Annotated in this window: 20 protein-coding genes and 2 pseudogenes; 11 read left to right on the top strand and 11 right to left on the bottom strand. The window is 54.6% G+C overall.

Translation table 11 applies throughout. The features are described from left to right. The first annotated feature begins 244 nt into the window (after nt 1-244). The 4 genes from C492_RS08685 (at nt 245) to C492_RS08675 (ending at nt 5,181) form a co-directional block, all read left to right on the top strand. Nucleotides 245-2,209: an archaea-specific SMC-related protein gene (locus C492_RS08685; protein WP_049892892.1), complete on the top strand. Its 1,965-nt coding sequence runs from the start codon at nt 245-247 to the stop codon at nt 2,207-2,209. A gap of 198 nt (nt 2,210-2,407) precedes the next feature. Further along, the gene (locus tag C492_RS22625; RefSeq protein WP_008422489.1) at nt 2,408-2,737 is read left to right on the top strand and encodes a helix-turn-helix domain-containing protein; all 330 of its coding nucleotides are present in this window, start codon (nt 2,408-2,410) and stop codon (nt 2,735-2,737) included. Further along, nucleotides 2,734-3,189: a type II toxin-antitoxin system VapC family toxin gene (locus C492_RS22620; RefSeq protein ID WP_008422487.1), complete on the top strand. Its 456-nt coding sequence runs from the start codon at nt 2,734-2,736 to the stop codon at nt 3,187-3,189. The genes C492_RS22625 and C492_RS22620 overlap by 4 nt, the downstream gene beginning before the upstream one ends. 702 nt (nt 3,190-3,891) lie before the next feature. Further along, nucleotides 3,892-5,181 carry an orc1/cdc6 family replication initiation protein gene (locus C492_RS08675; RefSeq protein WP_008422485.1) on the top strand — a complete coding sequence of 430 codons (1,290 nt, stop codon included), beginning with the start codon at nt 3,892-3,894 and terminating at the stop codon, nt 5,179-5,181. 827 nt (nt 5,182-6,008) lie between these two features. Here the strand turns inward: C492_RS08675 and C492_RS08665 are convergent. Both C492_RS08665 and C492_RS08660 read right to left on the bottom strand, forming a co-directional pair. Beyond that, nucleotides 6,009-6,431: a hypothetical protein gene (locus C492_RS08665; protein ID WP_193364849.1), complete on the bottom strand. Its 423-nt coding sequence runs from the start codon at nt 6,429-6,431 to the stop codon at nt 6,009-6,011. A gap of 14 nt (nt 6,432-6,445) precedes the next feature. After that, complete coding sequence (locus C492_RS08660; RefSeq protein WP_049892889.1) at nt 6,446-7,357, bottom strand: ParA family protein; 912 nt, start codon at nt 7,355-7,357, stop codon at nt 6,446-6,448. 678 nt (nt 7,358-8,035) lie between these two features. Between C492_RS08660 and C492_RS25860 the strand changes: the two are divergent. Both C492_RS25860 and C492_RS25245 read left to right on the top strand, forming a co-directional pair. Continuing rightward, nucleotides 8,036-8,149 (top strand): annotated as a pseudogene (locus tag C492_RS25860) (ArsR family transcriptional regulator); the annotation flags it as partial. 486 nt (nt 8,150-8,635) lie between these two features. Further along, the gene (locus C492_RS25245; protein WP_008422476.1) at nt 8,636-8,857 is read left to right on the top strand and encodes a hypothetical protein; all 222 of its coding nucleotides are present in this window, start codon (nt 8,636-8,638) and stop codon (nt 8,855-8,857) included. Between the two features lie 102 nt (nt 8,858-8,959). On the opposite strand, the gene C492_RS25240 is transcribed toward C492_RS25245, so the two are convergent. The 6 genes and pseudogenes from C492_RS25240 to C492_RS08635 all read right to left on the bottom strand — a co-directional run bounded on the left by C492_RS25240 (nt 8,960) and on the right by C492_RS08635 (nt 14,675). Then, nucleotides 8,960-9,157 (bottom strand): hypothetical protein, encoded by a 198-nt coding sequence (locus C492_RS25240; RefSeq protein WP_008422474.1) that lies wholly within the window; start codon nt 9,155-9,157, stop codon nt 8,960-8,962. 64 nt (nt 9,158-9,221) lie between these two features. Further along, nucleotides 9,222-10,255 (bottom strand): annotated as a pseudogene (locus C492_RS08650) (electron transfer flavoprotein subunit alpha/FixB family protein). Next, the gene (locus C492_RS08645) at nt 10,252-11,043 is read right to left on the bottom strand and encodes an electron transfer flavoprotein subunit beta/FixA family protein (RefSeq protein WP_008422470.1); all 792 of its coding nucleotides are present in this window, start codon (nt 11,041-11,043) and stop codon (nt 10,252-10,254) included. The pseudogene C492_RS08650 and the gene C492_RS08645 overlap by 4 nt, the downstream one beginning before the upstream one ends. Beyond that, complete coding sequence (locus C492_RS22615) at nt 11,040-11,537, bottom strand: Zn-ribbon domain-containing OB-fold protein (protein ID WP_008422468.1); 498 nt, start codon at nt 11,535-11,537, stop codon at nt 11,040-11,042. Before C492_RS22615 ends, C492_RS08645 begins: the two co-directional genes overlap by 4 nt. Then, on the bottom strand, nt 11,534-12,724 hold the full coding sequence (locus tag C492_RS08640) for a thiolase C-terminal domain-containing protein (RefSeq protein WP_008422466.1): 1,191 nt from the start codon (nt 12,722-12,724) through the stop codon (nt 11,534-11,536). Before C492_RS08640 ends, C492_RS22615 begins: the two co-directional genes overlap by 4 nt. A gap of 1 nt (nt 12,725) precedes the next feature. Then, entirely contained in the window at nt 12,726-14,675 is a 1,950-nt protein-coding gene (locus C492_RS08635; RefSeq protein ID WP_008422464.1) for a 3-hydroxyacyl-CoA dehydrogenase/enoyl-CoA hydratase family protein, read from the bottom strand. Between the two features lie 420 nt (nt 14,676-15,095). Between C492_RS08635 and C492_RS08630 the strand changes: the two genes are divergently transcribed. Continuing rightward, nucleotides 15,096-15,845 (top strand): IclR family transcriptional regulator, encoded by a 750-nt coding sequence (locus C492_RS08630; protein WP_083898803.1) that lies wholly within the window; start codon nt 15,096-15,098, stop codon nt 15,843-15,845. 78 nt (nt 15,846-15,923) lie between these two features. On the opposite strand, the gene C492_RS08625 is transcribed toward C492_RS08630, so the two are convergent. Then, nucleotides 15,924-17,378, bottom strand: a complete 1,455-nt coding sequence (locus C492_RS08625; RefSeq protein WP_049892888.1) for a YjiH family protein — start codon at nt 17,376-17,378, stop codon at nt 15,924-15,926. 516 nt (nt 17,379-17,894) lie between these two features. Between C492_RS08625 and C492_RS08620 the strand changes: the two genes are divergently transcribed. After that, complete coding sequence (locus C492_RS08620; RefSeq protein WP_008422461.1) at nt 17,895-19,037, top strand: acyl-CoA dehydrogenase family protein; 1,143 nt, start codon at nt 17,895-17,897, stop codon at nt 19,035-19,037. Nucleotides 19,038-19,119: 82 nt separating this feature from the next. Continuing rightward, nucleotides 19,120-20,763, top strand: coding sequence for a long-chain fatty acid--CoA ligase (locus C492_RS08615; protein WP_193364850.1), 1,644 nt, complete (start codon nt 19,120-19,122; stop codon nt 20,761-20,763). Between the two features lie 165 nt (nt 20,764-20,928). Here C492_RS08615 and C492_RS08610 read toward each other — a convergent pair whose 3' ends face one another. Then, nucleotides 20,929-21,798, bottom strand: coding sequence for an SDR family NAD(P)-dependent oxidoreductase (locus C492_RS08610; protein ID WP_008422458.1), 870 nt, complete (start codon nt 21,796-21,798; stop codon nt 20,929-20,931). A gap of 182 nt (nt 21,799-21,980) precedes the next feature. Here C492_RS08610 and C492_RS08605 point away from each other — a divergent pair, with 182 nt between their 5' ends. Further along, a complete protein-coding gene (locus C492_RS08605) occupies nt 21,981-23,573 on the top strand; it encodes a long-chain-fatty-acid--CoA ligase (protein WP_008422457.1) in 1,593 nt (530 codons plus the stop codon). 129 nt (nt 23,574-23,702) lie between these two features. Beyond that, nucleotides 23,703-24,194, top strand: coding sequence for a VOC family protein (locus tag C492_RS08600; protein WP_008422456.1), 492 nt, complete (start codon nt 23,703-23,705; stop codon nt 24,192-24,194). A gap of 645 nt (nt 24,195-24,839) precedes the next feature. Here C492_RS08600 and C492_RS08595 read toward each other — a convergent pair. Continuing rightward, the gene (locus C492_RS08595) at nt 24,840-26,342 is read right to left on the bottom strand and encodes an aldehyde dehydrogenase family protein (protein ID WP_008422455.1); all 1,503 of its coding nucleotides are present in this window, start codon (nt 26,340-26,342) and stop codon (nt 24,840-24,842) included. Nucleotides 26,343-26,514 lie beyond the last annotated feature (172 nt).

The following is a 26,514-nucleotide window of genomic DNA, read 5'->3' as shown; positions in this document are numbered from 1 at the left end:
ATCTTTCCGAAAGCTGGCTGAGACATATTCCACCAATATCAGCCACTATAGTGTAACTACGGGGCGTTCCGCAGCTCTACATAAGAGCGACTTACCAACTGTCGAGAGTATTCGACGGGTTCTCATCCAAAACAGATGCAGGTCTACTCCGAAATACGCCCCCAAAATCGCAGAGAAACGTCGATATGTAGCATATTGCTGGCTAACCACTAAATATCTACCTCCGAATCAACTGTCTACACCTATGGGAACGAGCCAGCACGCTACGGAACAATCTCTGCCCGAGCAAGCAGACCTCTCTGTGAGGAATATCGGTGGCATCGACGAAACAGAGGTGTCGTTCGAGCAGGGAGTTACCGTTCTCTCTGGACGTAACGCAACAAATCGGACATCGCTGCTCCAGGGAATCATGGCGGCACTCGGTAGTGATCAAGCAAGCCTCAAAGCGGATAGCAAGGAAGGACAAGCTATTCTCGAGTTCGGTGAAGCAACCTACCAGCAGACGCTTCACCGACGGAACGGCACGATCGTCACTGAAGGCGACCCGTATCTCGACGATCCGGAGATCGCGGATCTGTTTGCGTTCCTGCTCGAGTCAAACGAAGCTCGCCAGGCCGTTGCTCGCGGTGACGACCTACACGATCTGATCATGCGACCGGTCGATACCGATGCGATCAAGGCTGAAATTCAGCAACTCGAGCAGCGGAAAACTCAGATCGACAATGAACTCGACGAACTCGATAACCTCGAGAATCAGCTCCCCGATCTCGAGGCCAAGCGAACGCGACTGATCGACGAGATCGACGAGCTCCGTGACGAACTCGAAACTGCCGAGGAAGAACTCGAGGCCGCGAATACTGACGTCGAAACCCGGCGTGAGGAAGAATCCGAATTCGAGGAGAAACTCGATGAACTTCGGGATACACGTTCGGAACTCGAACGAGTTCGCAACCGGATCGAGACCGAACGCGAGAGTATCGAGGCACTCGAAGACGAGCACGACGACGTCGAAGCCAACCTCGAGGAACTGCAGGCAGGTGGAGAAGCGAATCTCGGTCGTCTCGAAGCTGAAATCGATACTCTCCAAGCCGAAAAGGACGAACTCAACGAGGAAATTTCACAGCTTCAGCGGACGATCCAATTCAACGAACAACTGCTAGAGGATCCTGGAGAATTCCTTGGTGGCGAGGCGGACAACAATGACGGTCCTGTCACCGACCAACTTCTCTCCGATGCCGATTCGGAGACCGTCACGTGCTGGACCTGTGGCTCGTCAGTCGCCACCGACCAGATCGAATCCACGATCGAACAGCTCCAGTCTGTATACGAGGACCGACTCAACGAGCGTTCGGAGATCAACGACGAACTCGAGGAGAAACGAGCGACGCGCAACGAAATCGAGGAGAATCGCTCCGAGTATCAGCGAGCCAATCGCCGTCTCGAGTCGATCGACGAGGAAATCGAGCGCCGGCGTGACCGCATCGATGATCTCACGGACGATCGGGAGGCCTTCACAGAAGAGATTACTGAGCTCGAGGCTGAGATCGATGACCTCGAGACCGACGACTCTGAGGACATTCTCGAGCAACACCGCGAAGTCAACCAGCTCGAGTTCGAGATCGAACGAAAGGAAAGCGAGCGCGATGACGTCGAAGACAAAATCGCGTCAATCGAGCAACGACTCGATGACCTCGAAGGGCTTCAGGATCGTCGCGAAAAGACAACCGAAGAGTTAGCCGATTTCCGAACTCGTATCGATCAAATCGAAGACAGTGCGGTCGAAGCGTTCAACGAGCACATGGAGAGCCTGTTGGAGATCCTCGAGTACAGTAATCTCGAGCGGATCTGGATCGATCAAACAACACGCGACGTTCGCGAAGGCCGACGCAAGGTGACGAAATCGTCGTTCGATCTCAAGATCGTCCGCAGCACTGAGAAGGGGGCAGCCTACGAAGACTCGATCAACCACCTCAGCGAGAGCGAGCGCGAGGTTACTGGACTCGTCTTTGCGCTTGCAGGATACCTGGTCCACGACGTCTACGAGACGGTCCCGTTCATGTTGCTCGATTCGCTCGAGGCAATTGATTCCGAACGTATCGCAACCGTTGTGGAGTACTTCGAGTCGTACGCGCCGTATCTTACCGTTGCGCTACTCGAGGAGGACGCACAAGCACTCGAAAAAGAGCATGAAACAATAACTGAGATTTAATTATCCGCTATTGTTCTCTGTTTTCTATCCGAGTGTTCTCTCACGACGCCAAAACGCTCTCGGGTGCCAGTCAGCTCTGCCAATTCATACGTGTGAATTGGGGGAACTGAGTTCCGGTTCACACGAGTGAATAGGGTTTAAAAGGATCGACAACGTACTCTGAGATATGTGCAATGAACGTGACGACCGCGGAAATTTGTGACACAGGTCACGCTTGAGGACATCCTCGGAATTCTCCGGCGGACTAGTGAGCCCATGACTGCGACAGAACTCAGTACGGAGTTGGGCATCTCGAACAGAGCAATCCTCAATAAGCTCAATACGCTCCATGAACGTGGAGATGTCCGCCGAAAGAAGGTAGGTGGTCGGTCCGTAGTATGGTGGCTTCCAGATGAGCCTACCGAAAAGCAGGAAATCAATCCCGATGACCCATTTTGGGACGCCGAGCCCGTAGCCGCAGGCGGGCCAACAGATGTTTCGTCGAATGTAGACGAGTATCTCTATGGTGAACCAGAGAGCGACGAATGAGTAGCCCAGGTGCGACAGCCCTATTCATCGATACTGGTGCGTTTTATGCTCGATTCAAGCCTGATGACGAAAACCACGAACAAGCCGTTGAGTTGTTTAATGGAATACAGTCGGGAAAATACACGTATCGGCCACTCTACACCAGTCGCTATGTTCTCTCGGAGCTTGCTACCCTCTTGCTCCGATGGGTTGGTCACGGTGACGCCGTTCGTGCACTAAGCGCTATTCGAGAGTCAGAAAGTTTCACTGTTCTACCAGTTGATGCTGGTGCCTTCGATCGAACCTGCAAAGAATTCGCTCGCTATGATGACCAACAGATTTCGTTTGTTGATCACTCGAGCGCCATTCTCGTTGATGAATACGACATAGAACACCTCTTTGCGTTTGATTCTGATTTCCGACCTCTTGGTTTTACAATTGTTCCTGGAGACACCGATGAGATCCACGAGTAAACTAGCGAAGAGAGGTTCTATCCTTGCTCTACATTATGTGTCCATCAAGTAGATAGACCCCTCGAAACAACATCCAGACACACCATTTTTACAAGTATTTTCACCGAATTGGATTCGTAACGGGCCGCAGTGTGGCTGTTTAAGACGATTCAGGGAGTCGCGAAGCCACGCTCGAGTCCGGCCTTCAATTTAGAATTGCTGTACAAAAAGGTTCGAAAACAAGGACTATTTTCACATCGATGACGGGGGGAGGGGAGTGGGAGTTTGAACTTACACTTCGATGTCGGGGTGTCAGACGGGTGGCTTACACTTCGATAACGGGGGGTGACAGACCGGCACTGAAGAGCAACACTCAGTTTCAGCAACTTCCATCTTTACACATCGATAACGGGGGGCTCTCTTCGATATACTTCGGAGGTGGTTCAGTCGGAGAAAGCAGAAACTGGATTGTACAAGCGATATGATTCCTGTACGCCTCGGATAAACATCGACGGGGGTTATCTTTTTGATGCTCCAGCGTACAGGGAACGTATGCCCAATAGTGATCAGAATGAAATAAACCAATCTACTCTTAGTGAAGATACTCATTCTGAAGCTAACGCAGATCAAATAGAAGCCGCTCGGAAGAACACTGTCGCAGATACGGTCCAAGATCAGAATGAGGTATCTAGTGAAGACAGCTCTCAACAGTCGATTCGGGATATGCTCGATGACGATGAAGAGGCATCAGTTTTCGTCAATCGAGATCTCGTCGAGCCAGACACCATCATTGATGAGGAGCGAATAGTCGGTCGTGATGATCAGCTCAAGTCCGTTGTCTCATTTCTGAAGCCGACCCTGCAAGGAAATCGCCCCCCGAATATGTTGTTATATGGTCCTGCTGGAACAGGAAAATCACTCATTATCGGGGCTGTTACACAACAGATCATCGAACTCTGCCAATCGAAAGGCGAGCGCTTCGGTGTGATTAATATCAACTGTCATCCAATCAACACCCTTGATCAAGCAGTTTACGAACTCGTCCAGACTGTTGCGAAAGACGTCAATGCGGAAATCGGGGTTCCGGAAACGGGTGTCTCAACGAAGCGCAAGTACCGACGTCTATATAAACTCATCAACGAGCATTATGATTCAGTCATTTTTATTCTCGATGAAATCGATCTGCTGGTTGGTCGACGGGCAAACAACGAGCCCGCTTACTCAAAACTACTCTACCAGTTGTCACGAGCGAGTAACACGAATGAGATCGAAGGACGTGTGTCGGTTGCAGCGCTGACGAACGACCCAAAGTTCATGGAGGATATCGATGGCCGTGCCGAGAGCTCATTCAATCCTCGAGACGTCTACTTTCCCGATTACGATGCCACACAGTTGCGCGAAATTCTCGAGAATCGTCGTGATGCATTTCGACAAGATTCACTCACAAGTGATGTAATCCCGCTCGTGGCAGCATTTGCAGCACAGAGCCACGGAGATGCTCGGAAAGCAATTGATTTGTTCCGGGGTGCTGGCGATCTCGCCGATGAATGGGGCGACGGAAAAGTTACCGAGAGACACGTACGTGAGTCTCAGGAAGAGATCGATAAAGATCGTTCATTGAAGCTTGTGGAGGGTTTGACGACCCAGAAGAAGATCTCTCTGTACGCGACTGCTGCAGTTGCCTGTTACTCGAATCGTTCACGAAGTTCTGTCCCAAGTCCAGTCGGATTCAATGTTTATCGGTGGATCACTGATGAGCTGGATGCTGACCAAATGACTCGTGAGACCTACGTAAAGTACGTGAAAGAGCTCGCTACGTATGGACTTATTTCGAGCTCACGAAAAAGTCGAGGACGGGGTGGCGGAATGTATATGGAGTTTACTTTCACGGGAGATCCTGAAGCGATGATGAAGAGAATTGTTGACGACACTCGATTAGAGCCAATAGCCAATCAAGAGGAACTCCTACAGACTGTTGTTAACTCCCAATTGAGGGAATTTCACAACCAGTAAGTTTGTAACCTGTCAGGTAGGTCGTTCTCGAACACACCCCCCGTGTTCGATGTGTAAGTACTCGCGTTCTTCGTTCCTGACTCAGAATCATCGCTCGTCCGAGCTTCTCGAGGTAGCGAAAGGGTTGCCTCAAATTCTCTGAACACCCTCCCCCCGTCATCGAAGTGTAAATCTCAGGATGAGGTGGAGGTTGAAAGCTGACGAAAGCATTCAGATTAGAGGGAGAGAGTATGAGAACAGGGATACCAGTACAAACAGACATTTGAGAAAGAAAGAGATCACCGTCCGATTCGTTGGAGACAAGTCTCTCCAACTCTTGTGGTTGGGTATATTGCGATTATTGTTAACGATACAAATAGATAAAGCTTTCCAAGCTAGAGATAGCGTAGATCAGACCGTCATTAGTGTGTTTGAGGCCATCTTTATCATGTACAGCGTGTTTTCTACTGTTTTTCGCGGTCGTCGTATCTTAGCCCCCACCCACTTGCACTGGTTTACACATCGATGACGGGGGGAGGGAGTGGGGGAGCTCTCCGAGGACGTGACTTCTCCTACTGGATGACCTCAAATATAGTGGAACGTTCTCTATCTATCGCTGCCCATCTATTACCATTTCTCGAAACTCGAATTCGGCGCTCTCCAGGGAAACTCACTGGTATCTCTCTCGAGCCGGATTCTCGACCATTGGTGAGATTAAGAAGATCACCAAAGGGAGTACAAGCAGAACCCACCTGACTTACGAAACAGGACTTATAATGCCCTAAGAGCGACTCTCGCCCTCATTATTTCCTGGAATGCATGACTCAGTGAGTCACAGATTCATTGAATCACTGATTTTCGTCTTGTTTTGCCAATTCACGAATTTTTTCTTTGGTCTCTTCCCGATGCTCATCGAACGCAATTTCGAAAACCGCGCGGTAGAAATGCTTGTTCTTTTCGAGTATAACACCTTCCCGCTTCAACTGTTTTTTCAGCCGAGTAAATGTAACCTCGATGTCCTCGCTCTGTTCCGGCTCAACGTACAATGTGGCTGAATCCCAATCATCTCGGATATTTAGCGGTTCATCCTCTGTTGTTTCTGTCTCCTCGGTGGATGATTCGCTACTAGTCGCAGAGGTAGGTTCCTTGGCTGCCCCCGTCGTTTCCCGATCTCGTTTTTTTGCTTCCGATGTTGGTTCTGTGGTCTGGTCGTCAGTTATCGGCTCCTGGTCTTCCGCCTCGTCCGAAGGATTCTCGAATCGCTCATCCATTCCCCGGGGCATGTTTACACCTTCACCTGTGTTTTGTCGAATGCTCGTTCCATCGTCTCTGCAATCTCCAAGAAGAGATCACGCTCTACTTGTTGGTCGTTTGCGTCCTCCCACTCGAAGATATCGCAGCCATTGTCCCACGCGCGCTGTATTGCTACCCGCATAGGGAGTTTGAAAATTGGTGCCATCGATGCAAACGACTCGTCGAATGCGTTCAGGAATTTTTTCGACTGTCCATCGTCTCGGTACATGTTCGCGAGCAGTCCTATAATCGCGATCTCAATCTGTTGGCTGTTCTCAATAGATTCCAGCTGGTCCCATAGGTCGTCGAGCGCATCTCGGGATGTTGCCTGGGTTTGTGCGGCAAGGAAGACGTTCTGAGCCGCGATGAACGCTGCGTCCGTCAGAACTGAAAGATCTGGTGGACAGTCGATCAAAATGAAATCGTAATCATAACCCTCGTCAATTAGCTCTTCAAGAGCAACTTTCAATGAGAGACGAGCACTAGCATCATCCATCCAGTCCCGTGCCAGTCCCATGTCCTTGTGACTCGGAACGAGGTCATAGTTCAGATGTTCGTACTCATCGGTATGAATTACGATCTCTGAAAGTGCCGTGTCGTGGGTTCGGGGATTGTCCACGAGAACATCGAGGAGGTTTCCGTCGTCGGTGACGAGCTCGTTTGGAAGGTCATTCTTTGGGTTGGATGCGTCGTTATCATCACCTGGACCTAGCCCAAGCCCTTTCGTCATGTCGGCTTGTGGGTCCATGTCGATCGCAAGGACGTCGTGGCCTCGCGAGGCCAGTGCCGCCGCACTGTTTATTGTTGCTGTTGTCTTTCCAGTCCCGCCTTTCTGATTTCCAAAGGCGACCGTGGGAATGTCGGTTGATGGTGTGACACCCCATCCACGCGGTGAGTCGGACATGTTCCAATCATTGAATCAAAGACTCATAAATTTACGTCAGACGTTCCATCCTGAGCTTCACCCCTTATTTGCTGCCTTCATGCGCTCCACCCCAAATAATCGGGGGAATTGGCTACCAGTCTTAGAATCAAAGAAACCTTGAATCATTGAATCTGCTCGCTTTGTGAGTTCCTTTGTAGATAATGAATTGATCTCTCTATCTGTATTTCTATGATTCATTGACTCACTGATTCAAATAGTTTGTAGTTTGTGAATACATGATTCATTGAATCCCTGACCGAGAACTCTGCTCTCTTTTGAGATTTGATTCAAGGATTCATTGACTCACTGATTCCTTGCTTCACCAATCCACTATTTGTAGATCACTGATTCCATGACTTACTGATTCCATGATGGCCTATCTCACTATACACCGATGTCTTGCTCCATCCACTCCTTATTTTTGCAAAACATTAAGTCCATGATTCATGGACTATGAGATCTGCTGCCCATACTCCCTTAGCCTCCAGAACACCTCACCTCATTGACCCTTGATAGATTCACTAACTCATTGATTCTTTGACCTACTGGCTCCATGAATAAGTGAATCTAAGACGAACATCGCTTGGCAGGCACCAACTTATCCTACTCGACCTTCCTATCTGCTGCCAACCAGACAGTTCTGACAACCAAATCTAGGTGCTTGAGGACTATGGCATCGTTTGTAAGATCGGACCAGCCGAACGGTCTGGCCTGTACGAGATAATGCGGACGGGTCGATCGTCATTTGAGCCTCGAAGTGAGTACGACTAGGCTGACAACTTTGAGTCGATCATTTAATAAAAACAAGTACGACAAACTTCTCGCCGAGAGGACGTTCCTATTGCTGAGCTGTTGGTGAAGCATAGTTGAGATCCTGGCCCCGCCCAACCAAATCGACCAGTGTAGGTCTTGGTGCTTGCCGAGAGGTCGTGTCAGTCCATGAAATTAAAAGCGCGCTTCGACAGTGTAACCTCTATCCAGTAGTTAGAACACGTCAACCGCTCGTTCCGGTAGAACCACATCTACGAGAATACGCCTTCGAATTCGTATAGCTATATTTGATTTACAACGGTTCCAAACATATGTAATGCCCATTCTGTGTATTTTGGTTGTCTCGACCCCGACAACCAAATATGCGAAAGTATTTAATAAGTGCCATTAGTGGCGAACCGTACGAAAATGATGTTCTTAGAATCACCACAATCTGGAGACTGCGGGTTGCTCGAGGCGATTTCGCGTGAGTAGCGAGCAGATCCGATGTCACACAACTCGCTTGAGGGACTCCGTGAATTCTGGAACACTGAAATCGAACTCGAGTTGCAACGTGCTGACCACGACCTTGAGGACAAACCTACCCATCAGGATCTACTCGACGTCGGCTACGGTCGACTCACTTATACGCTTCGAGAGCACCACAAAATGACCCTCTCGGGATTTCTCGAGTCTGTAGGTTACGTCGAGGAGGCCGCGGAGTGCTAGTGGGGTATCGACGACGAAACCACCATCGACGAACTCGAGTCGTTCATCCCGACGCTTGAGCGCCGACAAGGGCTTGCCAATACTACAGTCGCGACGAAACGCTCACGACTCGCGACCTACGCACAACTGTACGACGAGCTTTACGGCCGGGCCCTGCTCGTAGATCGCGTTGTCGACGACGCCGAACAGGCGGCCGAAATTCGACGCGTCCTTGCGGTGTTCGACGAACTCGACACCGACCTTGGGATTGACGCCTCGAAGCAACGATATCTGAGCTCCGTCACCCAGTTCGACAGTCATCTCGAGCGCCGGGCGATCGCCGCGTTCAACCCAGCCTCGAGAATCAACAAAGAGTACAAATTATTTACTGAAACTCTTCTGTGAGCGCGGGAACGATCTCGAAGAGGTCGTCGTGGATCGCGTAGTCGGCGATGTCCATAATCGGGGCGTTCGGGTCGGTGTTGATCGCGACGATCGTCTCCGAGCCCTTCATGCCGGCGACGTGCTGGACGGCGCCCGAAATGCCGATCGCGATGTAGAGGTCGGGCGTGACGACCTTGCCCGACTGGCCGACCTGGCGGTTCTTGGGCAGCCAGCCGTTGTCGACGATCGGTCGCGACGAGGAGACCGTCGCGTCGAGCGCGTCGGCGAGTTCCTCGATGATCTCGAGGTTCTCCTCCTCATCGATGCCGCGGCCGACGCTCACGAGCACGTCGGCCTCGCTGATGTCGACGTCGCCGCCGCCGACCTCCTCGAAGCCCGTCACCCTCGAGCGGATCGCATCCTCGTCGATCTCGGCGTGGAACTCCCGGATCTCGGCGTCGCCGGTGCCATCGGCGCCGGGCCACTCGGCCCCGCGGATGGTGACGACGGCGTTGCCCGCCAGCTCGTTCGCCGTCTCGACTTTCCCGCCGTACATCTCCCGGGTCGCGGTCAGGGTGTCGCCGTCGGTCTCGAGATCGACCGTGTCGGTGACGATCGGCAGGTCCAGGGCGTTCGCGACGGCGGGGGCGTAGTCGAGCCCGTTGACGCTGTTGGGCGCGACGACGTACCGGGGCGCGAGGTCGTCGTAGAGCTGAGTGATGACCTGCGCGTAGACGTCGTGGTTGAACTCCTCGCCGTACTCGACGGTGTGGACGACGTCGACGCCCTCCCGGTCGAGCTTGGTGGCGAAGTCCTCGACTGGACCGCTGATGACCGCGACGTGGAGCTCGCCGCCGGTCTCGTCGGCCAGCTGGCGGCCCGCGGTGACGACCTCGTAGCNGGACCGCTGATGACCGCGACGTGGAGCTCGCCGCCGGTCTCGTCGGCCAGCTGGCGGCCCGCGGTGACGACCTCGTAGCTGACGTCGCGAAGTTCGCCACGGCGGTGGTCCGCGACCGCGAGGATATCCGTCATGGCGCCACCCCCTTCTCGCGGAGCAGTTCACCGAGTTCGGCGGCGGTCTCCTCGGCGCTGCCCTCCCAGACGGTGACGTCGCTCTCGCTTTCGGGCTCGTACATGTCCGTCACGGTCACCGCGCCCTCGACGGCGCCCTCGTCGACGCCGAGGTCGCCGAACGTCCGGACGTCGAGTTCCTTGCGCTGGGCCTGACGGATACCGCGCAGACTGGCGTAGCGGGGTTCGTTGATCCCCGTCTGGATCGTCAGGGCGGCGGGGAGTTCGATCTCGGTCAGCTCCTCGACCCCGCCCTCGAGTTCGCGCCGGACCGAGGCGACGCCGTCCTCGAGGTCGTGCTCGAGGTGGTTGACGACGGCGCCCCACTCGAAGCCGAGCTCCTCGGCCAGGGAGACGCCGGTGGCGCCCCAGTTGTCGTCGCTAGACTGGACGCCCGTCAGCACGAGGTCGGGGTCCTCGGCCTCGACGACCGCCCGCAGAATTTCGGTCTTCGCGCCGACGTCGAGCGGGTCGACGTCCTCGAGGGCGTCGTCCCAGACGCGGATCGCGCGGTCGGCGCCCTTGGCGAGGGCCTGCCGGATCGTCTGCTCGCAGTCCTCGGGGCCGATCGTCACCGTGACGACCTCGTCGGCGATACCTGCTTCCTGGAGCTGGACGGCCTCCTCGACGGCGTAGTCGTCCCACTCGTTGAGATCGGCGCCGAGGTACTGCTCGGCGACCGTCGTTCCCTCGATCTCGAACTCGTTTTCGACGGTCGAGACCTCTTTAACTGTGACTAGGGTTTTCATCTTTGTGGCACAAATCGGTAAAAGAAACGCTTATGGTCAGCTGGCCCATCGATTTCGACGATTTTCAGTTCAACTGGGTCGCCGATTTCGAGGTCGCCGTAGCTGGCGTCGTCAATCCGAGCTGAGAGTTTTATTGGACCTAAATCTACGGCAGCGACGACGTACGGAACGTCGTGCTCACTCAGCCCTAGTGGCAGGCCGCCACGTACTTCCGAGAAAGCGAACAGTTCACCTTCGTGAGGGAGTTCGACGTACTCGAGATTATCACCCGTACATTCCGGACAGACGATCCGAGGCGGAAAATGAATTTCCTCACAGTCACAACACTGTGTCGTTGTTAACTGTCCCTCTTGGAGATTGTCGTAGAATTCGTGTATCTGTGTCTGATCTTCGGTCTGCAAATCGTAGAAATCGAGCAGTCGCGGTAGTTCGATCTCTTCGGGAACCGAGATGCGTTCTCTTTTACCACTATTGGAATCTGTTGTATCAGTCATCGTTGATTACGGTCTAAGACCATCACGCTGTGGACCGACCCGCTTCCACTCAAGTTGTGGAGAAGCCCGGTCGTCGGGTTATCTACCTGGCGATCATCCGTGACGGTACCTTGGAACTGCTGGGTGATTTCCAGTGCCTGTGAAACGCCTGTCGCGCCTAGCGGGTGACCACAGCCGAGCAGGCCACCACGAGGGTTAACCGCGACATCACCATCGATGTAGCTGCGGCCGTCTTCGATAAACTGACCCCCTTTGCCTTCCTCGGCGAAACCCAGTTCCTCGTACTCGATAATTTCGCTGATCGAGAAGCAGTCGTGTATCTCCGCGACGTCGATCTCGGCAAGCGGATCGTCGATACCGGCCTGATCGTACGCCGACTGGGAGGCTTTGCGGGCTTGGGGCCAACCGTCGAACGACGGAAGGTTGTTGATCGAGTTGCCTGCCATCGAGGATTGCCCGCTACCGGTGATCCAGGCGGCCGTATCGGTGACCTCACGTGCTTTCTCTTCGCTCATCAGGATTACGCCCGCCGCACCGTCGGTGATCCCACTGCAGTCGTAGAGATGTAGCGGCGGGGCGATTTCTGGCGAATCGGTAATCTCGTCTGGATCGATTTCCGACTGGAACTGGGCGAACTCCGTTTTCGAGGCGTTAGTCTTATTCTTAGCGGCGACCAGTGAGAGTTGTTCGCGAGTCGTGCCATACTCATGCATGTGCCGCTGGGCATACCACGCGAAAAACGGCGGAGCGGCCAGTCCGTTGACTCCGTCGAACTCTCGGTCGAGCACGTTCGCCATCGAGGACTGAACCTCAGGCATGTGTTCGCGGCCGAGGTTCATTTTCTCGACGCCCAACACAAGCGCGACGTCGAGCTGACCGGCTGCGATTGCGAGCCAGGCGTACCGAAGCGCCGCTTGACCGCTTGCACACGCCAGTTCGGTTCGGGCGATCATCTCGTCGACGTCGATGCCGAGTAGTTCCGCCACCATCGGCGCGACGTGCGTCTGGTTGGCGAACCGCTCGGGCTGGACGGCTCCGACGAATAGTCCCTCGATATCTTCGGGACCGACATCGGGGATAGCGTCGAACGTCGCTTTGCCACCCTCCTGAGCCAGGTCCTTCCAAGTGGCCTTTCGGTCGCCCCAGTTAGTCTGTCCCCCACCGACGATTGCAACGTTTCGCGTCATCTCACTCACCTTCGAATTGTGGCTCGCGATTCTGGCGGAACGCCGTTACGCCCTCGAACATATCGTCGGTGGTCGATAGCAGTGCGAATGCCTGTTTCTCCATCGTGAGGGCGGCGTCGAGGCTGGCTTCCTGGCCGTCGTTGATGACCCGCTTTGCGGCCTTGAGTGCGATCGGCGGGCCCGATACTAGATCGGAGAGGACGCTGTCAACGGTGTCCTCGAACTCATCGGCGGGAACGGCGTGATTGAGGATTCCCCACTCCTCAGCCTGCATGGCGTCGAACTGCAGACCGCGGAAGACCATCTCCTTCGTTCGCGCTTCGCCGACGAGCCTGACGAGACGCTGAGTCGCGCCACCGCCGGGGATCAATCCGAGATTGGATTCCGGCGTCCCGATCTGCGAGTCTTCGGTTGCGATTCGGATGTCACAAGCGAGCGCCAGTTCGAGTCCCGCTCCGAGACAGAAACCGTTGATCTTGGCGACGGTTGGCCGGTCAAACTCGGCGACGGTTGTGAACATTTCGTCGACATCCATGATATCGGTCGGTTCGCCTGCTGTGAAGCCCGTGATATCCGCGCCCGAACTGAACGCTTTCTGTCCAGCCCCACTGAAGACGACACAGGAGACCTCGTCGGTATCAACGTCGCTCAGGAGTCGATCTATCTCCATGAACATGTCCTCCGACATCGAATTCATGCGCTCCTGGCGGTCGAGCGTGACCTCCAGCACCCCGTTGTCGTCGATTTCCCACTCGAGGTAATGATAGGGTGGATCAACCCGATAGTCATAAAAGCCCTTACCAGCGTTCTCCCCGGTGAAACCCTCTTCGACGAGTTCGACGAGATAGTCAGCAGGCTCGTACCGTTCGGCACCGTACTCCGCATACAGATTCTCGAGTTTCTGGAGAACGCTATCGAGTCCGATACGGTCTCCACGTCGACACATCCCCTCGGGGAAGTTCCCGCCGAGACGAAGCCCAATATCGATCGCTTCGGGCGTCGCGACGTCATTGCCGACGAGCCATGCCGCCTTATTGATCATTACTGCTTCAATTCGAAGCGTATCTAAGTCGCTGATATCATCTGGATCGTAGTTGACCCCGTCTCCATTTTCGTAATCGTAGAACCCCTTGCCGCTCTTTTTTCCTAAGTTGTCGTTCTCAACCTTCTCTTCGATAGCTGGGGAGACGGACTGGTCGGATTCATCGCGGTAGTGATACGCAATGTCGATCCCACCGAAGTCGTTGAGTTCGAACGGCCCCATCGGATACCCGCGCTCGTAGACCATCGTCGCGTCAGTCTCGCGAACCGTCACCTCGTCGTTCGAGAGCATCCACGCCGCTTCCTCCATAAACGGCACGAGAACGGTGTTAACAACGAAGCCGTGGACGTCTTTCCGGACATAGATCGGCGTCTTATCGACCGATTCCGCCCAGTCATAGACGAGTTCGGCCGTCTCGTCGGTTGTCGCCTCGCCATAGGTGACTTCAACGAGGTCCATCTTCACCGGTGGGTTGAAAAAGTGCAGGCCAACAACTTGATCGGGTCGATCGGTCGCTGATGCGATCTCTGAGATCGAGAGGCTCGAGGTGTTCGACGCTAGAATCGCGTGGTCTGGCGCATGTTCGTCGACCGATGAAAACGTGTCTTCCTTGATTTTCAACTGCTCGGGGACAGCCTCGACAACCAAGTCCGCGTCGGAGACAGCCTCGGTAAGTTCCGTCGTCGTGTCGATCCGTTCGAGGACGGTCTCGGCAGATTCGTCGATCTGGCCCTTCTCTGCGAGTTTCTCGACGCTCCACTCGATGTTTTCGTAACCATCTTGGACGAGTTCCGACTCGATGTCCCGTAACATTACGTCGTAGCCACCGAGCGCGGCGACCTCCGCAATCCCGTGGCCCATGCTACCGGCACCGAGCACTGCTACTCGCTTAATTAGCTCGTTCGCCATCACGAACCGGTTCGTTACACCGTCACATATACCTTTGGAAGACGGTATGAACTGACATTACCGGGTCGAAAGCCACGGTCCAACTGACGACTCGCAGAGACACCTGTATCGAAAACTGCCCCCGGATCGCAGTAGGCGCTACGAGTGTGTCGGTGCTATGACCCCTTGGTTTGTCCGGGACGGAGACAGAGAGCTCACAGTTCGACTTGGTCTGTCGAAGCGGAGACAATCGCAAGCGTCGTTCCGGTATCAACCAGTTCGATACTGGATCAAACGTCGGATATCGTACTGAGTGAGACCAATTTAGCCGGGGAACACCTACTGACGCGGGGATCGGCTGGATAGGCGTCCTTTTCATTCTGCCCGTTTCCATCCAACATGGTCGAACGGCTTAATAGACGGAACCGTATATGTGATTTTATGCCCGGTATGAAATCCGTTCGACGCGCCTTCGATGTGATAGACGTCTTGTGGAAGCTTGACGGCGCGGGTCCGACTGAGGTCGCAAACGAGATGGATATCCCGCAGAGTACGGCTCACATCTACCTACAGACGCTCCAATCAACGGGCTACGTCGTAAATGCTTCCGGCACCTATGAACTCAGTCATGCGTTTCTTTCGATGGGATCACGGATCAAGCATCGAAACAAGATCTATCAAGTTTCACAGCAACCGCTTCAGGACTTAGCTGACGAGACTGGAGAGCTTGCAACGATCGTCATCGAAGAAGAAGGCGAGTGCGTTTTCCTTCACAACGTCTCCGGAGAGAAGTCGATCGAGCTAGGGCTGTACGCCGGACTCACTACGCCGCTTTACTCGCACGCAGCAGGGAAAGCGATCCTCTCGCAGCTTCCTCTTGATCGCGTAAACGAGATCGTCGATAGACAGGGTCTCTCTCCGGTCACGAGCGAAACGATAACAGATAGAGAGACGCTTCTCAAAGAACTCGAGATGGTCCGGTCGGACGGCTATGCTGTCGACTGGGATCAGCAGATCGAGGGAATGGGAACGATCGGGGTTCCGATCGTAGTCGACGATCAGGTCCGGGGTAGCATTAGTATCGCGTGCCCGACGGAACGAGTAAAGGACAAATCGTATCGAGCGAAGCTGCTGAACAAGCTTCGTGAGACCAACGAAACGATCACCATCAAGTATCAGTACGGCAGCTAATTGTCGGATTCAGGAACTATCCTTCAGCTCCAATACCGGTCAAATCGTCGCCCGAATTTCGCTCGTTACGGTGCTTGATCAGAGTAGTCCGACGAGATTAACCGCGTGGGTCAGTACGGCGCTGATCGGGATCAGGACGAGAGTTCGAGTGACGAAGATCGTAACGACGTCGCGGAATCGGACCGGAATATCCGTGAACATATCCATCATCATCGGGCCAGATGCAGCGAGGAAGAGGATCTGTCCGCTCACGACGAGAATGACGAAGAACTTCGCCATCGGGGCGAGTCCAACTGCCGTCAGCGCACCGACATACATGTCGGCGAAGCCGATGATGAGCGCCGACGCGACGACGTCCGCATCGGGGATACCGAACGCCGCGATAACGGGCTCGAGCGGAGTGGAGATGATCTGGAATAGCTGCGTGTTGTGATACGAGACGAGGACTAGCGTTCCGACAGCGACGACGGTACCGGTGATCGTGGCGGTCAAAACGATTCCGTCGATAAGCCCCTTCCAGCCCGCTCGAACGGACGAGGTTCCCCTGGACTCCTCCATAGCTTCGCTGATAGCGAGTCGGATGTAGCCCCCGACCGACCCCGTGAGGTTCGGTTCGACGTTCGGTTCCGTGATGTACTCTTCGGGGACGCGCGAGAGCGGCGGGATACGGATCGTGACGACCGCTGCGACGACGATCGCGACGAGATAGGCGAGTAGAATCACCGGGAAGATGTGAATCAGGTCGAACGCGGCGGCGAAGACGCCGATCGTTCCGATGCTTCCCGTCCCGAAACACGAACAGATAATGAAGACTTCCCGCTTGTTGTAGCCACCGCGTTCGAACACTTTGCGAGTGACGTAGAAACCTATCGCGAACGAGCCTGCCCACGACGCGGCGCCGTCGAGTGCCGACCGTCCGGGAAGTCCGAATAACGGTTGCATGATCGGGCGCGCCAACGTCCCGACGAATTCTAGGGCGCCACACTCGATAAGCATATTGACGAAGACCGACCCGAGCGGGATGATTATCACGATACTCAGGATCAGCGTCCCCCAGACGACGCCAGCAACCTCGGAATTGAGAATCAGTGGCGGACCGATGTCGAAGAAGTACCCGGTCGCAATCGCTGCACCGACGATCCGAAGCGCCCAGAAAGCGGTGTTCGTTTCCCAAAGTTCGAGACTTAACCGCTCCGCGGTCCGTTCCTTGAGCGAGTAGAGTTCTCGGAAGTGGAATTCTGCGACCGTCGTCAGTACAGCCGATCCGAGCACCATCAGCCAGGCCATACCTAGGACGTACTGGGTGAAGTTGGCCTCGATAATACCGACAAAGATATCGAATGGAACTGTGACCGTATTCTCCCAGGGAACGGGAAGGACGAAGAATGCTAATCCGACGATGAAAACCGTGACGAACCGGAAGAACGGGAGAGTCTTGGTTTCGGTTAAGGAACTCTCATCAATTCGCCTCTCATCAGGATCAACGCTTTCCCATGTCTCTGTATCACTACGCCAGGAGTCTTGACGAAGCATACTATGCCATGAGAACACAACTCACTATAACTGTTTCGGATGGTCTGGTGGGTTGTTCGTTGAGTGAGATCGAACAGGGAAATCCTATGGGATACAGCATTAGATACCGGCATTCGTGATTCAATTGCTACCGACCTTGAACTCACCTTCTCAACTCTATCCAAGATTATTGGATAAAAATTCTCGTCTCCTCGTTGGTTAGTAGAAGTCATGAAAAATACCATCACTTCTAATTACAGTAGTACCCTTGTAATAGATGGCCGCTCTAACCAGAGCTAATGCTAAAAGCCGGCCAAAACTGAGATGAGATCCAATAAACTTGGATCTATACACCCCTATTCGTAACTGTATTTCTAGTCCACAGCGGATCCGACTATTCGACACTCGATCCCAATCTGCCGATATTGCGTCTCAGATAGGCTAAATCGCCTTGCTGATAACTGTGGGTTATGGCAGGCCGAGTCTAGATTGGTGCCAATCCGTAAATTTAGGTAACACGGTCGATAATCCTGTGACATGGACTTCGCGATATCGCCCGAACAGCAGACAATGCTCGAGGAGATCCGCCGATTCGGTGAAAACGAGATCGAACCGGTTGCAGGTGAATACGACCGAGCGGAGGAGTATCCTTACGAGATTATGGAGAAAGCCGCCGAAATGGGGATTCTCGGTTCGGCGTTCCCGATCAAATACGGGGGTGCCAAGTACTCGATGCTCGAACGGGCGTTACTGATAGAGGAACTGTTTGCGATCGATCCCGGAATCGCTCTCTGTATTACGTCCGCGGATTTCGGGAGCGAAGCGATCCTCGAGTTCGGGACCGAAGAACAGAAAGAACGGTACCTGCCGCCCATTACGTCGGGTGAAGCGGTAATGGGAGCGGCGATTTCCGAACCTCATGCCGGCTCCGATGTGACGTCGCTGTCGACGCGTGCGAAAAAGGATGGCGACGAATGGGTGATCAACGGCAACAAGATGTGGATCACGAACGGGACAGTGGGCGACTACTTCGTCGTTCTCTGCGAAACGGATCCCGACAGCGACAGTCGCCACGGCGGATACTCGCAGCTCATCGTCGAGGCCGACCGAGATGGATTCGACGCGGAAAAGATCAGCGGGAAGATGGGCGTTCGTGCCAGTCCGACGGCGGAGTTGATCCTCGACAACGTTCGCGTTCCCGAGGAGAATCTCGTCGGAACGCGCGGAGAAGGGTTTTATCAACAGATGCAGTTCTTCGACGAGACACGTGTGACCGTTGGGGCACAGGGGGTCGGCATCGCGAAGGGGGCTGCTGATCGTGCACGTGAATACGCCCAGGAACGCGAGCAATTCGATCACCCGATTTCCGAGTTTCAGGCAATCCAACACAAGCTCGCAGAGATGTATACCAGTATCGAGGCAGCGCGTCAGCTTACGTATAAGGCCGCTTGGGCCGCCGATAACGACGATATCAACGGCACTCGGTTCTCCTCGATGGCCAAAGAGTACGGCTCTCGCGTGGCCGTCGACGTCGCTGACGAAGCCGTCCAGATCCACGGTGGTGCGGGCTACGTAGACGACTTCGATGTCGAGCGGTTCTACCGTGACGCCAAGATTACCCAGATTTACGAGGGAACGACTGAAGTGCAGAAAAACATCATCGCTCGAGAGCTGTTTTAGTTCGATATCCAACGAGTCTAAGGATATTTTGGCTAAACAAAAGCTATATACTGGTAGAGATAGCCACACAAAAACAACCATGATGGATTATGACCTCACGCTAACGAAGACACTTACGCGAGCAGTCGAACAGTTCGGACACAAAGAAATCGCTACCAGACTCGACGACGGTAGCTACCACCGCTACACTTACGCCGACGCATACAAGCGTATCTGTCAGCTGGCACATGCCCTCGACGAGTACGGTCTCGAGAGGGGCGAACGGGTCGCGGTGATGGCAGCGAACCATTATCGCCATTACGAGCTGTATTACGGTCCCTCTTGTAGCGGACGGAGTATTCATATGACGAACCATCGGCTTCCCGAAGAACATCTAATGAAAATCATCAACGAAGCCGAAGATCGTCTGCTGTTCGTCGATCCCGCGTTTCTCGAGACGATCGAGTCGATCGATTTTGAGCTTGATACTATCGAACAGTACGTGGTACTCGACGACGAGGTCCCCGAGACGTCGCTATCACCGATTACGGACTACGAATCGTTCATCGGTGACCACCCGACCGAGTACGACTGGCCTGATCTCGATGAGGAAGCGGAATGCGGGATCTGTTATACGTCCGGCACGACCGGTGTACCCAAGGGCGCAAGCTACTCCCACCGCGGCCTGTACCTGTTGAGCATGTCCTACGGTGCGAAGGATAGCTTCGGGATCTGCGAGAAGGATGTCATTCTCCCGGTCGTACCGATGTTCCACGTCAATGGCTGGTGTCTTCCGTACAGTGGAACCCTCTACGGATCGTCGTTCGTGCTTCCTGGTACACATACCGATCTCGAAGATATCGAGGGAATGATCCGAGGCGAGAGGGTAACGATCGCCGCGGCAGTACCGACGATCTGGACGGAGATGGCGACGTATATCGACGAGAACCCGGAGGCTGATATCAGCACACTCGATCGGATTCTGACGGGCGGAAGTTCGCCGCCACCGGCGATCATGCGCCGGTTCGACGAAGAGTTCGACGCGCCGATCATTCAGGGGTACGGCATGACCGAAGCTTCCCCGCATCTGGTCAATACACTCGTAACGACTGAGGTTCAGGAACTTTCGCCGGAAGAGCAGTACGAACTCCGGACGAAACCCGGCCAGCCGACGCCCGGCGTCGAGCTCAGGCTTCGTGATCGGAGCGGAGAGCCGGTCCCTCACGACGGCGGGTCGACGGGTGAAATCCAGGCTCGAAGCCCGTGGGTTATCGACGAGTACTACGATCGGCCCGAGGCGACCGAGGAGTCGTTCACCGACGACGGCTGGTTCAAAACCGGCGACATCGGCACGATCGACGAGTACGGATATCTCGAGGTAGTCGATCGCCTTGACGACGTAATCAAGAGCGGGGGGGAGTGGATCTCCTCGGTGGAACTCGAGAACGAGTTGATGGCTCACGAGGCGGTGGTCGAAGCGACGGTCGTCAGTGTCGATCACGAGCGCTGGCAGGAACGACCGGTTGCCTACGTGGTAGCAACCGAGGACGTCACCGAAGAGGACCTTCGAAACCACCTCCTCGATCGGTTTCCAAAATGGTGGCTGCCGGACCTGTTCGTACTTACAGATAGCATTCCAAGAACGTCGACGGGTAAGTACGACAAGCAATCGCTTCGAACGGCATTTAACGACGAATACGGGTCGTTGCCGGTCGAAGCGGAGGCCGTTGATCAACGGACTGAATAGCGCTGAGTAGGGCCGATCGATTTCTTTCCGAACAGTAGACTGATCGCTTGATGACGGCGCGACAAGCAGCCTCGAATACTACGTTCCGAACCAGCGAACAGGATATCAGTTTGGCTGCCCGAGTAAGAGCGCTGCCAGGTTATCAATCGACCGCTCGAGGGCCAGTTAGTCAGAGCTGTTACCGAGCGCTAACGCATCGCGGAACGTTGATGTGAGACGATCCGCCGTCCATCCACCCTCGGTTATCGCGGTGCGCTCGATTTCCGGGTCTGAGACGATACTGACGGAATCGCCGACCGCGCGAATCGTCCGTCCCGTAATACCGGCTGCGTCATCGCTCATGAGCGCAGCGACGACGGGAGCGACTTTTTCCGGCGATTTCGATTTGTCCTCGAGAATATCTTCGGTCATTCGCGTGTATGCAATCGGCAGCAGTGCGTTTACCCTGACGTTCGACTGCGATAGCTCTCGCGCCGCCGTTCGTGTAAGTCCGAGGACGCCGGCCTTTGCCGCACTGTAGTTCGCTTGACCGACGTTTCCGAGCGCCGACGGACTCGTCACACTCACGAACGATCGTTCCGTAGAAAGTCCGTGTTCGGCCTCTCGGTCACGTTCCCGCCAGTGTCGAGCGAGGTTTCGGAGCAGCGAGAAGTGGCCGCGGAGGTGGACGTGAATAACATCGTCCCATTCGTCACCGGACATGTCCGTAAGATACGTGTCGCGCAGAATGCCGGCGTAGTTCACCGCACCGTCGATCCGTCCGTACTCCTCGAGTACGTCCTCAACGAGAGTTCCCGTATATTCAAGGCTGGTTATATCGCCGAAGTGCGCCATAGCCTCACCGCCGTCAGCCTTGATCCGTTCGGCGGTTGCCGCGGCAGGCTCCTCGGCTTTACCCTCGCCCTTGAGGGATGTCCCGAGATCAGTTACGACGACCGTCGCTCCGTTTGTCGCAAGTTCGAGTGCCGTAGCTCGTCCGAGATCACCGCCACCGCCGGCGACGATACAGACCTTCCCATCGAGAAGTTCGCTCATCTATGGTGTTCGATCTTTCCCTACGTTCATAAAATTGATCGATTCACGGCTATACAGCCGATCAGAACAGTCTCGCAATACGGACTATCTGGAACCGGTTCAAAGTCGAAAAACTGAAATACTATATGGGTAATGGTAGATCATACCACGTTCAGATAGCGTGGTGTTGTACGCCTACAACCATGAAGCAACCCCTACTCACTACGGACTTCCTGGACCGCGCGGTCAATTTATTCGGCGATGACATCGGTATCGTCGCCGACGACGGAACGGAATTCACGTACAACGAAGTCGGTGAACGGGTCGACAGGTTATCGAACGCGCTTCGCGAGAGGGGAGTCGAAAAGGGAAACCGCGTTGCACTTCTTTCGAAGAACTCGCACTACTTTATCGAAACGCTATACGCGACGATGCAACTCGGAGCGGTGTTCGTTCCGCTAAACTTCCGACTTCAGCCCGAAGAGTACGACTATCTCGTCGACGACTGCGACCCGGCCGTGTTTATCACAGATAATGAGCATGCGGAAAAAGTATCACACCTGAGAGGTGACAACGATACCGACGAGTGGATCGCATACGATGCCGACGAGGTCGATGGTCAGTGGGACGATTACGAGCGCGTTCTCGAGGAGACATCATCCGAGTCACCGGAACGGCCCGATATCTCGGAAGACGACGACGCGACGATTCTGTACACGTCCGGGACTACGGGTGATCCGAAAGGCGTCGTTCACACCCACCGGAGTCAACACTACCACGCGATGATCCACTCCCACCACGTGGAGTTCGAGGACGACGACGTCTTATTGTGGACCTCTCCGATGTTCCATCTCAACGGCTGGGGGCACATCTACGGTCTCACCGGCGTCGGCGGCAAACACGTTGTCGTCCGAGACTTCGACCCTGCGACTGTGTTCGAGCGCGTCAACGAGTACGACGTTTCGTTTATGGGTGGTGCGCCGACGGTGCTCAACCTACTGCTAGAGCACAACGAAAACCATGACATCCGGACCAGTGGTGTGAATCCGGTTCGTGTCGAAACGGCCGCGAGTCCACCGCCGAAGCGAACGATTCGACTGACAGAAGAAGAACTCGGTTGGCGTATTATTCACGCGTACGGTTCCACGGAGACGGGACCGCTCGTCGCAACGAGTAATTCGAGGCGACGAATGCAAAACGGCGACAAGTACGATATCATCAATAAACCGGGATTCGCTACGCTGAACACGGAAATCCGCGTCGTTGATCGAGACGGGAACGACGTTCCGTTAGACGATCAAACGAAGGGTGAGGTGATCGTGCGGGGGAACCAAGTACTCGACCGGTATTGGAACAAACCGGCTATGACCGAAGAGGTGTTCAACGACCGCGTCGAAGGGTGGTTCCACACTGGCGACATCGCAACGATGGACGAGAACAAGATGATCTCCATCGTCGATCGGAAGAAGGATATCATCATTTCTGGTGGAGAAAACATCTCGACTATCGAAGTGCAGAACGTTATATATGAACATCCAGATGTCCGGCTTGCAGCGGTTATTGGCGTCCCACACGAAAAGTGGGGAGAGACTCCGAAAGCCCTGGTTGTCACGCAAGACGGTTCGAATCTTACGGAAAACGATCTCATCGAATTCACCCGCGAACGACTTGCGCACTACAAGTGTCCGACGAGTGTAGAGTTCCGTGATGAACTTCCACAGACATCGACAGGTAAAATTCAGAAGTTCGAACTTCGTGACGAGTACTGGGGAAACGAAGAAGAAAACGTGAATTGAATCGCTCCATTGACGAGCTAGCCAGAAACCAGTTGGTCGCCGTCTAGTGTCTCGTATTCGGATCGATTGCAACGGGTGTGGAACTGAGGCGGTAGCTATTTCACCCGATAGGTTCGACTCTGCATTGCTATGTCCTCTCACGACACACCGATCCGTGTCGATCACGTGGGTATCGCCGTCGAATCCGTGAGCGACGCTGAACCTCTGCTTCTCGCTCTCGGCTGTGAAAAGATTACGGAAGACACCGTTGAGGATCGATTTCGTTGGGTTTACTACTCACTCGGAGACGGATCCCGAATCGAGCTTATCGAACCCGTTGCTGACGAGACGTTTCTCACAGCGTATCTCGCCGAACACGGGCCGGGGCTTCACCACGTGACGCTCGAGGTCGCGGATATCGATGCAGTCATTGAGACGCTGGAGGCGAACGATTTCCCTGTCGTCGACTATCAGGAATACAATGATTGGACGGAAGTGTTCGTTTCTCCACGAACGCCTACTGGAACGCTATTCCAACTGATGGAGTACTCCGATGATTATCCCGAAAGTCAAGGTATGGAACCCGAATCCCTGTACGTGAGCGGTCATCGAGTAGGCGGAGAATGGAGTGAGTCGAGTTAGATAGGGCAGCCACTCGTGCTGTTATATTCTAATAATTACATAAGTAACAACCACATTAGAAAGATTCGACACGCTACTATTTCACCATCGATTCGGCTGGCGCTCGTCTATCAGGCGATCAGTTATATTGTAGAATTCGATCAATACTCTGATGCACGCTCATCGGCTACCCTCACAAACTTCGGAAGCGATCAATGGACATATTAAAAGTCCGAAACTACTTTTTCCAATAAAGTTCCGAGTTCTAGTGTTGTCCCTACCGGTCGATCCGAACAGAAAAACCCGCTATACAACTAATCGACAAAATGGTCTCTCAAGTAATCGATACGGCAACGTAGTTGTTGAGCCGGCGCCGTGTCGATCGATCGATGCGACATCGAAAATCATCTTTCCCTTGATAGCGTTGCAGTAAACGAACAAGAACAATTGCCGATTATTTCGATAGCGGTTATGTCAACTGCGATCAGTGTTAGTTTCGCCGGTCGCAGCGTGCGAAACGTTCTGATAGCGAATTTCACTCTCACAGGCGACGGCGAGTCTAGTACGTTAGCGGTCGACCGGCACACCCGATTTCAGACCACTCCGTGAGAGCGCTCAACGCCGCGTTCAGCGAGAATCGTCGCCGTTTCGAACGGAAGGACGATCCTAGAACGGGTACTCGCGGGGCTCGTGTTGGAGCGAAATCCACTTCTTCTCGGTGACCTCCTCGAGGAAGTCCTCGCTGTTGTATCCGCCCATACCGGAAGCACCGGTGCCGCCGAAGGGAACGTGCGCCTCGTCGTTGATTGGCTGATCGTTCACGTGAACCATGCCCGTCTCCAGACGCTCGGCGATGGCCTTTCCGATACCGAGATCGCCAGCGTGGACCGATCCCGAGAGCCCGTATTCGGTACTGTTCGCCAACTCGACAGCTTCGTCGATGTCCGAGAAAGGAATGACGGGTGCAATCGGACCGAAGTGCTCGAAGCAGGCGGCGGACATATCGTTGGTGACGTTCGAGAGTACCGTCGGCGCGACAACCAGCGAGTCGTCGACACCGTCGATCGGAACCGTCTCACCGCCGGTTTCGAGGGTCGCACCGGCGTCGAGCGTCTCGCCGACGTACTCGAGCATCTCCTCGCGCTGCGATTCGTCGATGATCGGTCCGACGATCGTATCGGGATCGTGAGCCGTTCCGACGGGCAGCGCCTCCGCACGTTCGGTGAGTCGGTCGACGTACTCGTCGTAGACGTCCTCATGGACGAGGTGTCGGTTGATCGAAATACAGACCTGACCCTGATGGACGAAGCTACCGAAGGTCGCTGCATCGATCGCCGTCTCGAGGTCGGCCTCGTCCGTAACGATGTGGACGTTGTTACCGCCCAGTTCCATGGCGGCGACGGCGAGGTTTTCGCCGGCCTTGGAGGCGACCCGGCGGCCGACCGGTGTCGATCCGGTGAAGGAGACGACGTCGCTTTCGGGGTGACCGGCGACTCTGTCGCCGATTTCGGAGCCACGACCGGTAACGACGTTGAGAACGCCGTCAGGGAAGCCGGCTTCCTCAAACAGCCGAGCGAAGAGCAAGCCCCCGACGACGGGTGTGTTCGTCGATGGCTTGAGCACGACGGTATTACCGGCAGCTACCGCGGGTGCGACCGCACGCATCGAGAGGTTTAGGGGAAAATTCCACGGCGAGATTACCGTGACAACGCCCTTCGGATCCCGTTCGACGATATTTTCTTTGTCGGGAACGTTCGAACGAACGTGCTCGCCTTTCATCCGCCGTGGAAGCGTCGCGGCTTCGGCGAGCTGGTCCTCGGCGAGGTGAATCGAAGTACCCGCCATGACGGACGAACCACCTGCTTCAACTGTCAGCAGGTCCATGATCTGTTCGCTGTGATCCTCGAAGGCGCCAAGCAGCTTTCGAACGAGTTCTTCTCGGCGAGCGGGCGGGGTCGCCGCCCACTCGTTTTGTGCGTCAGCCGCTGCTTCGTAGGCTTCGTCCACGTCGGCGTCGATACCCGACGGAACGTGCGTAATCGTTTCGCGCGTCGATGGATCCTCGACGGCAATCATCTCGTCGCTGGCGGAATCGGTCCATTCGCCGTCGATGTAGAGTTGATTCCACTTCCCCTCGATGCCGTACGGTGACTGACTTTGCTGAGCCATGTGTGTACATTTGACGTATAGATAATTAACCTTTGGAATACTGGCGTTGAGGGGTAACAACCGAAATATTCGGCTCTGGTGAATCGCCAGACTGCGTCGACTTGATCCGTCAGAACTAGGGAGTTGAAGCGGGAAACTGCGGATGGTTCATGTCCAAAATTTCCCGCTTCAC

This window comes from Natronococcus jeotgali DSM 18795 (genome assembly GCF_000337695.1).
Lineage (GTDB): Archaea > Halobacteriota > Halobacteria > Halobacteriales > Natrialbaceae > Natronococcus > Natronococcus jeotgali.
Note: the sequence above shows the minus strand (reverse complement) of the source record. Positions and strands in the feature narration are given on the sequence as shown.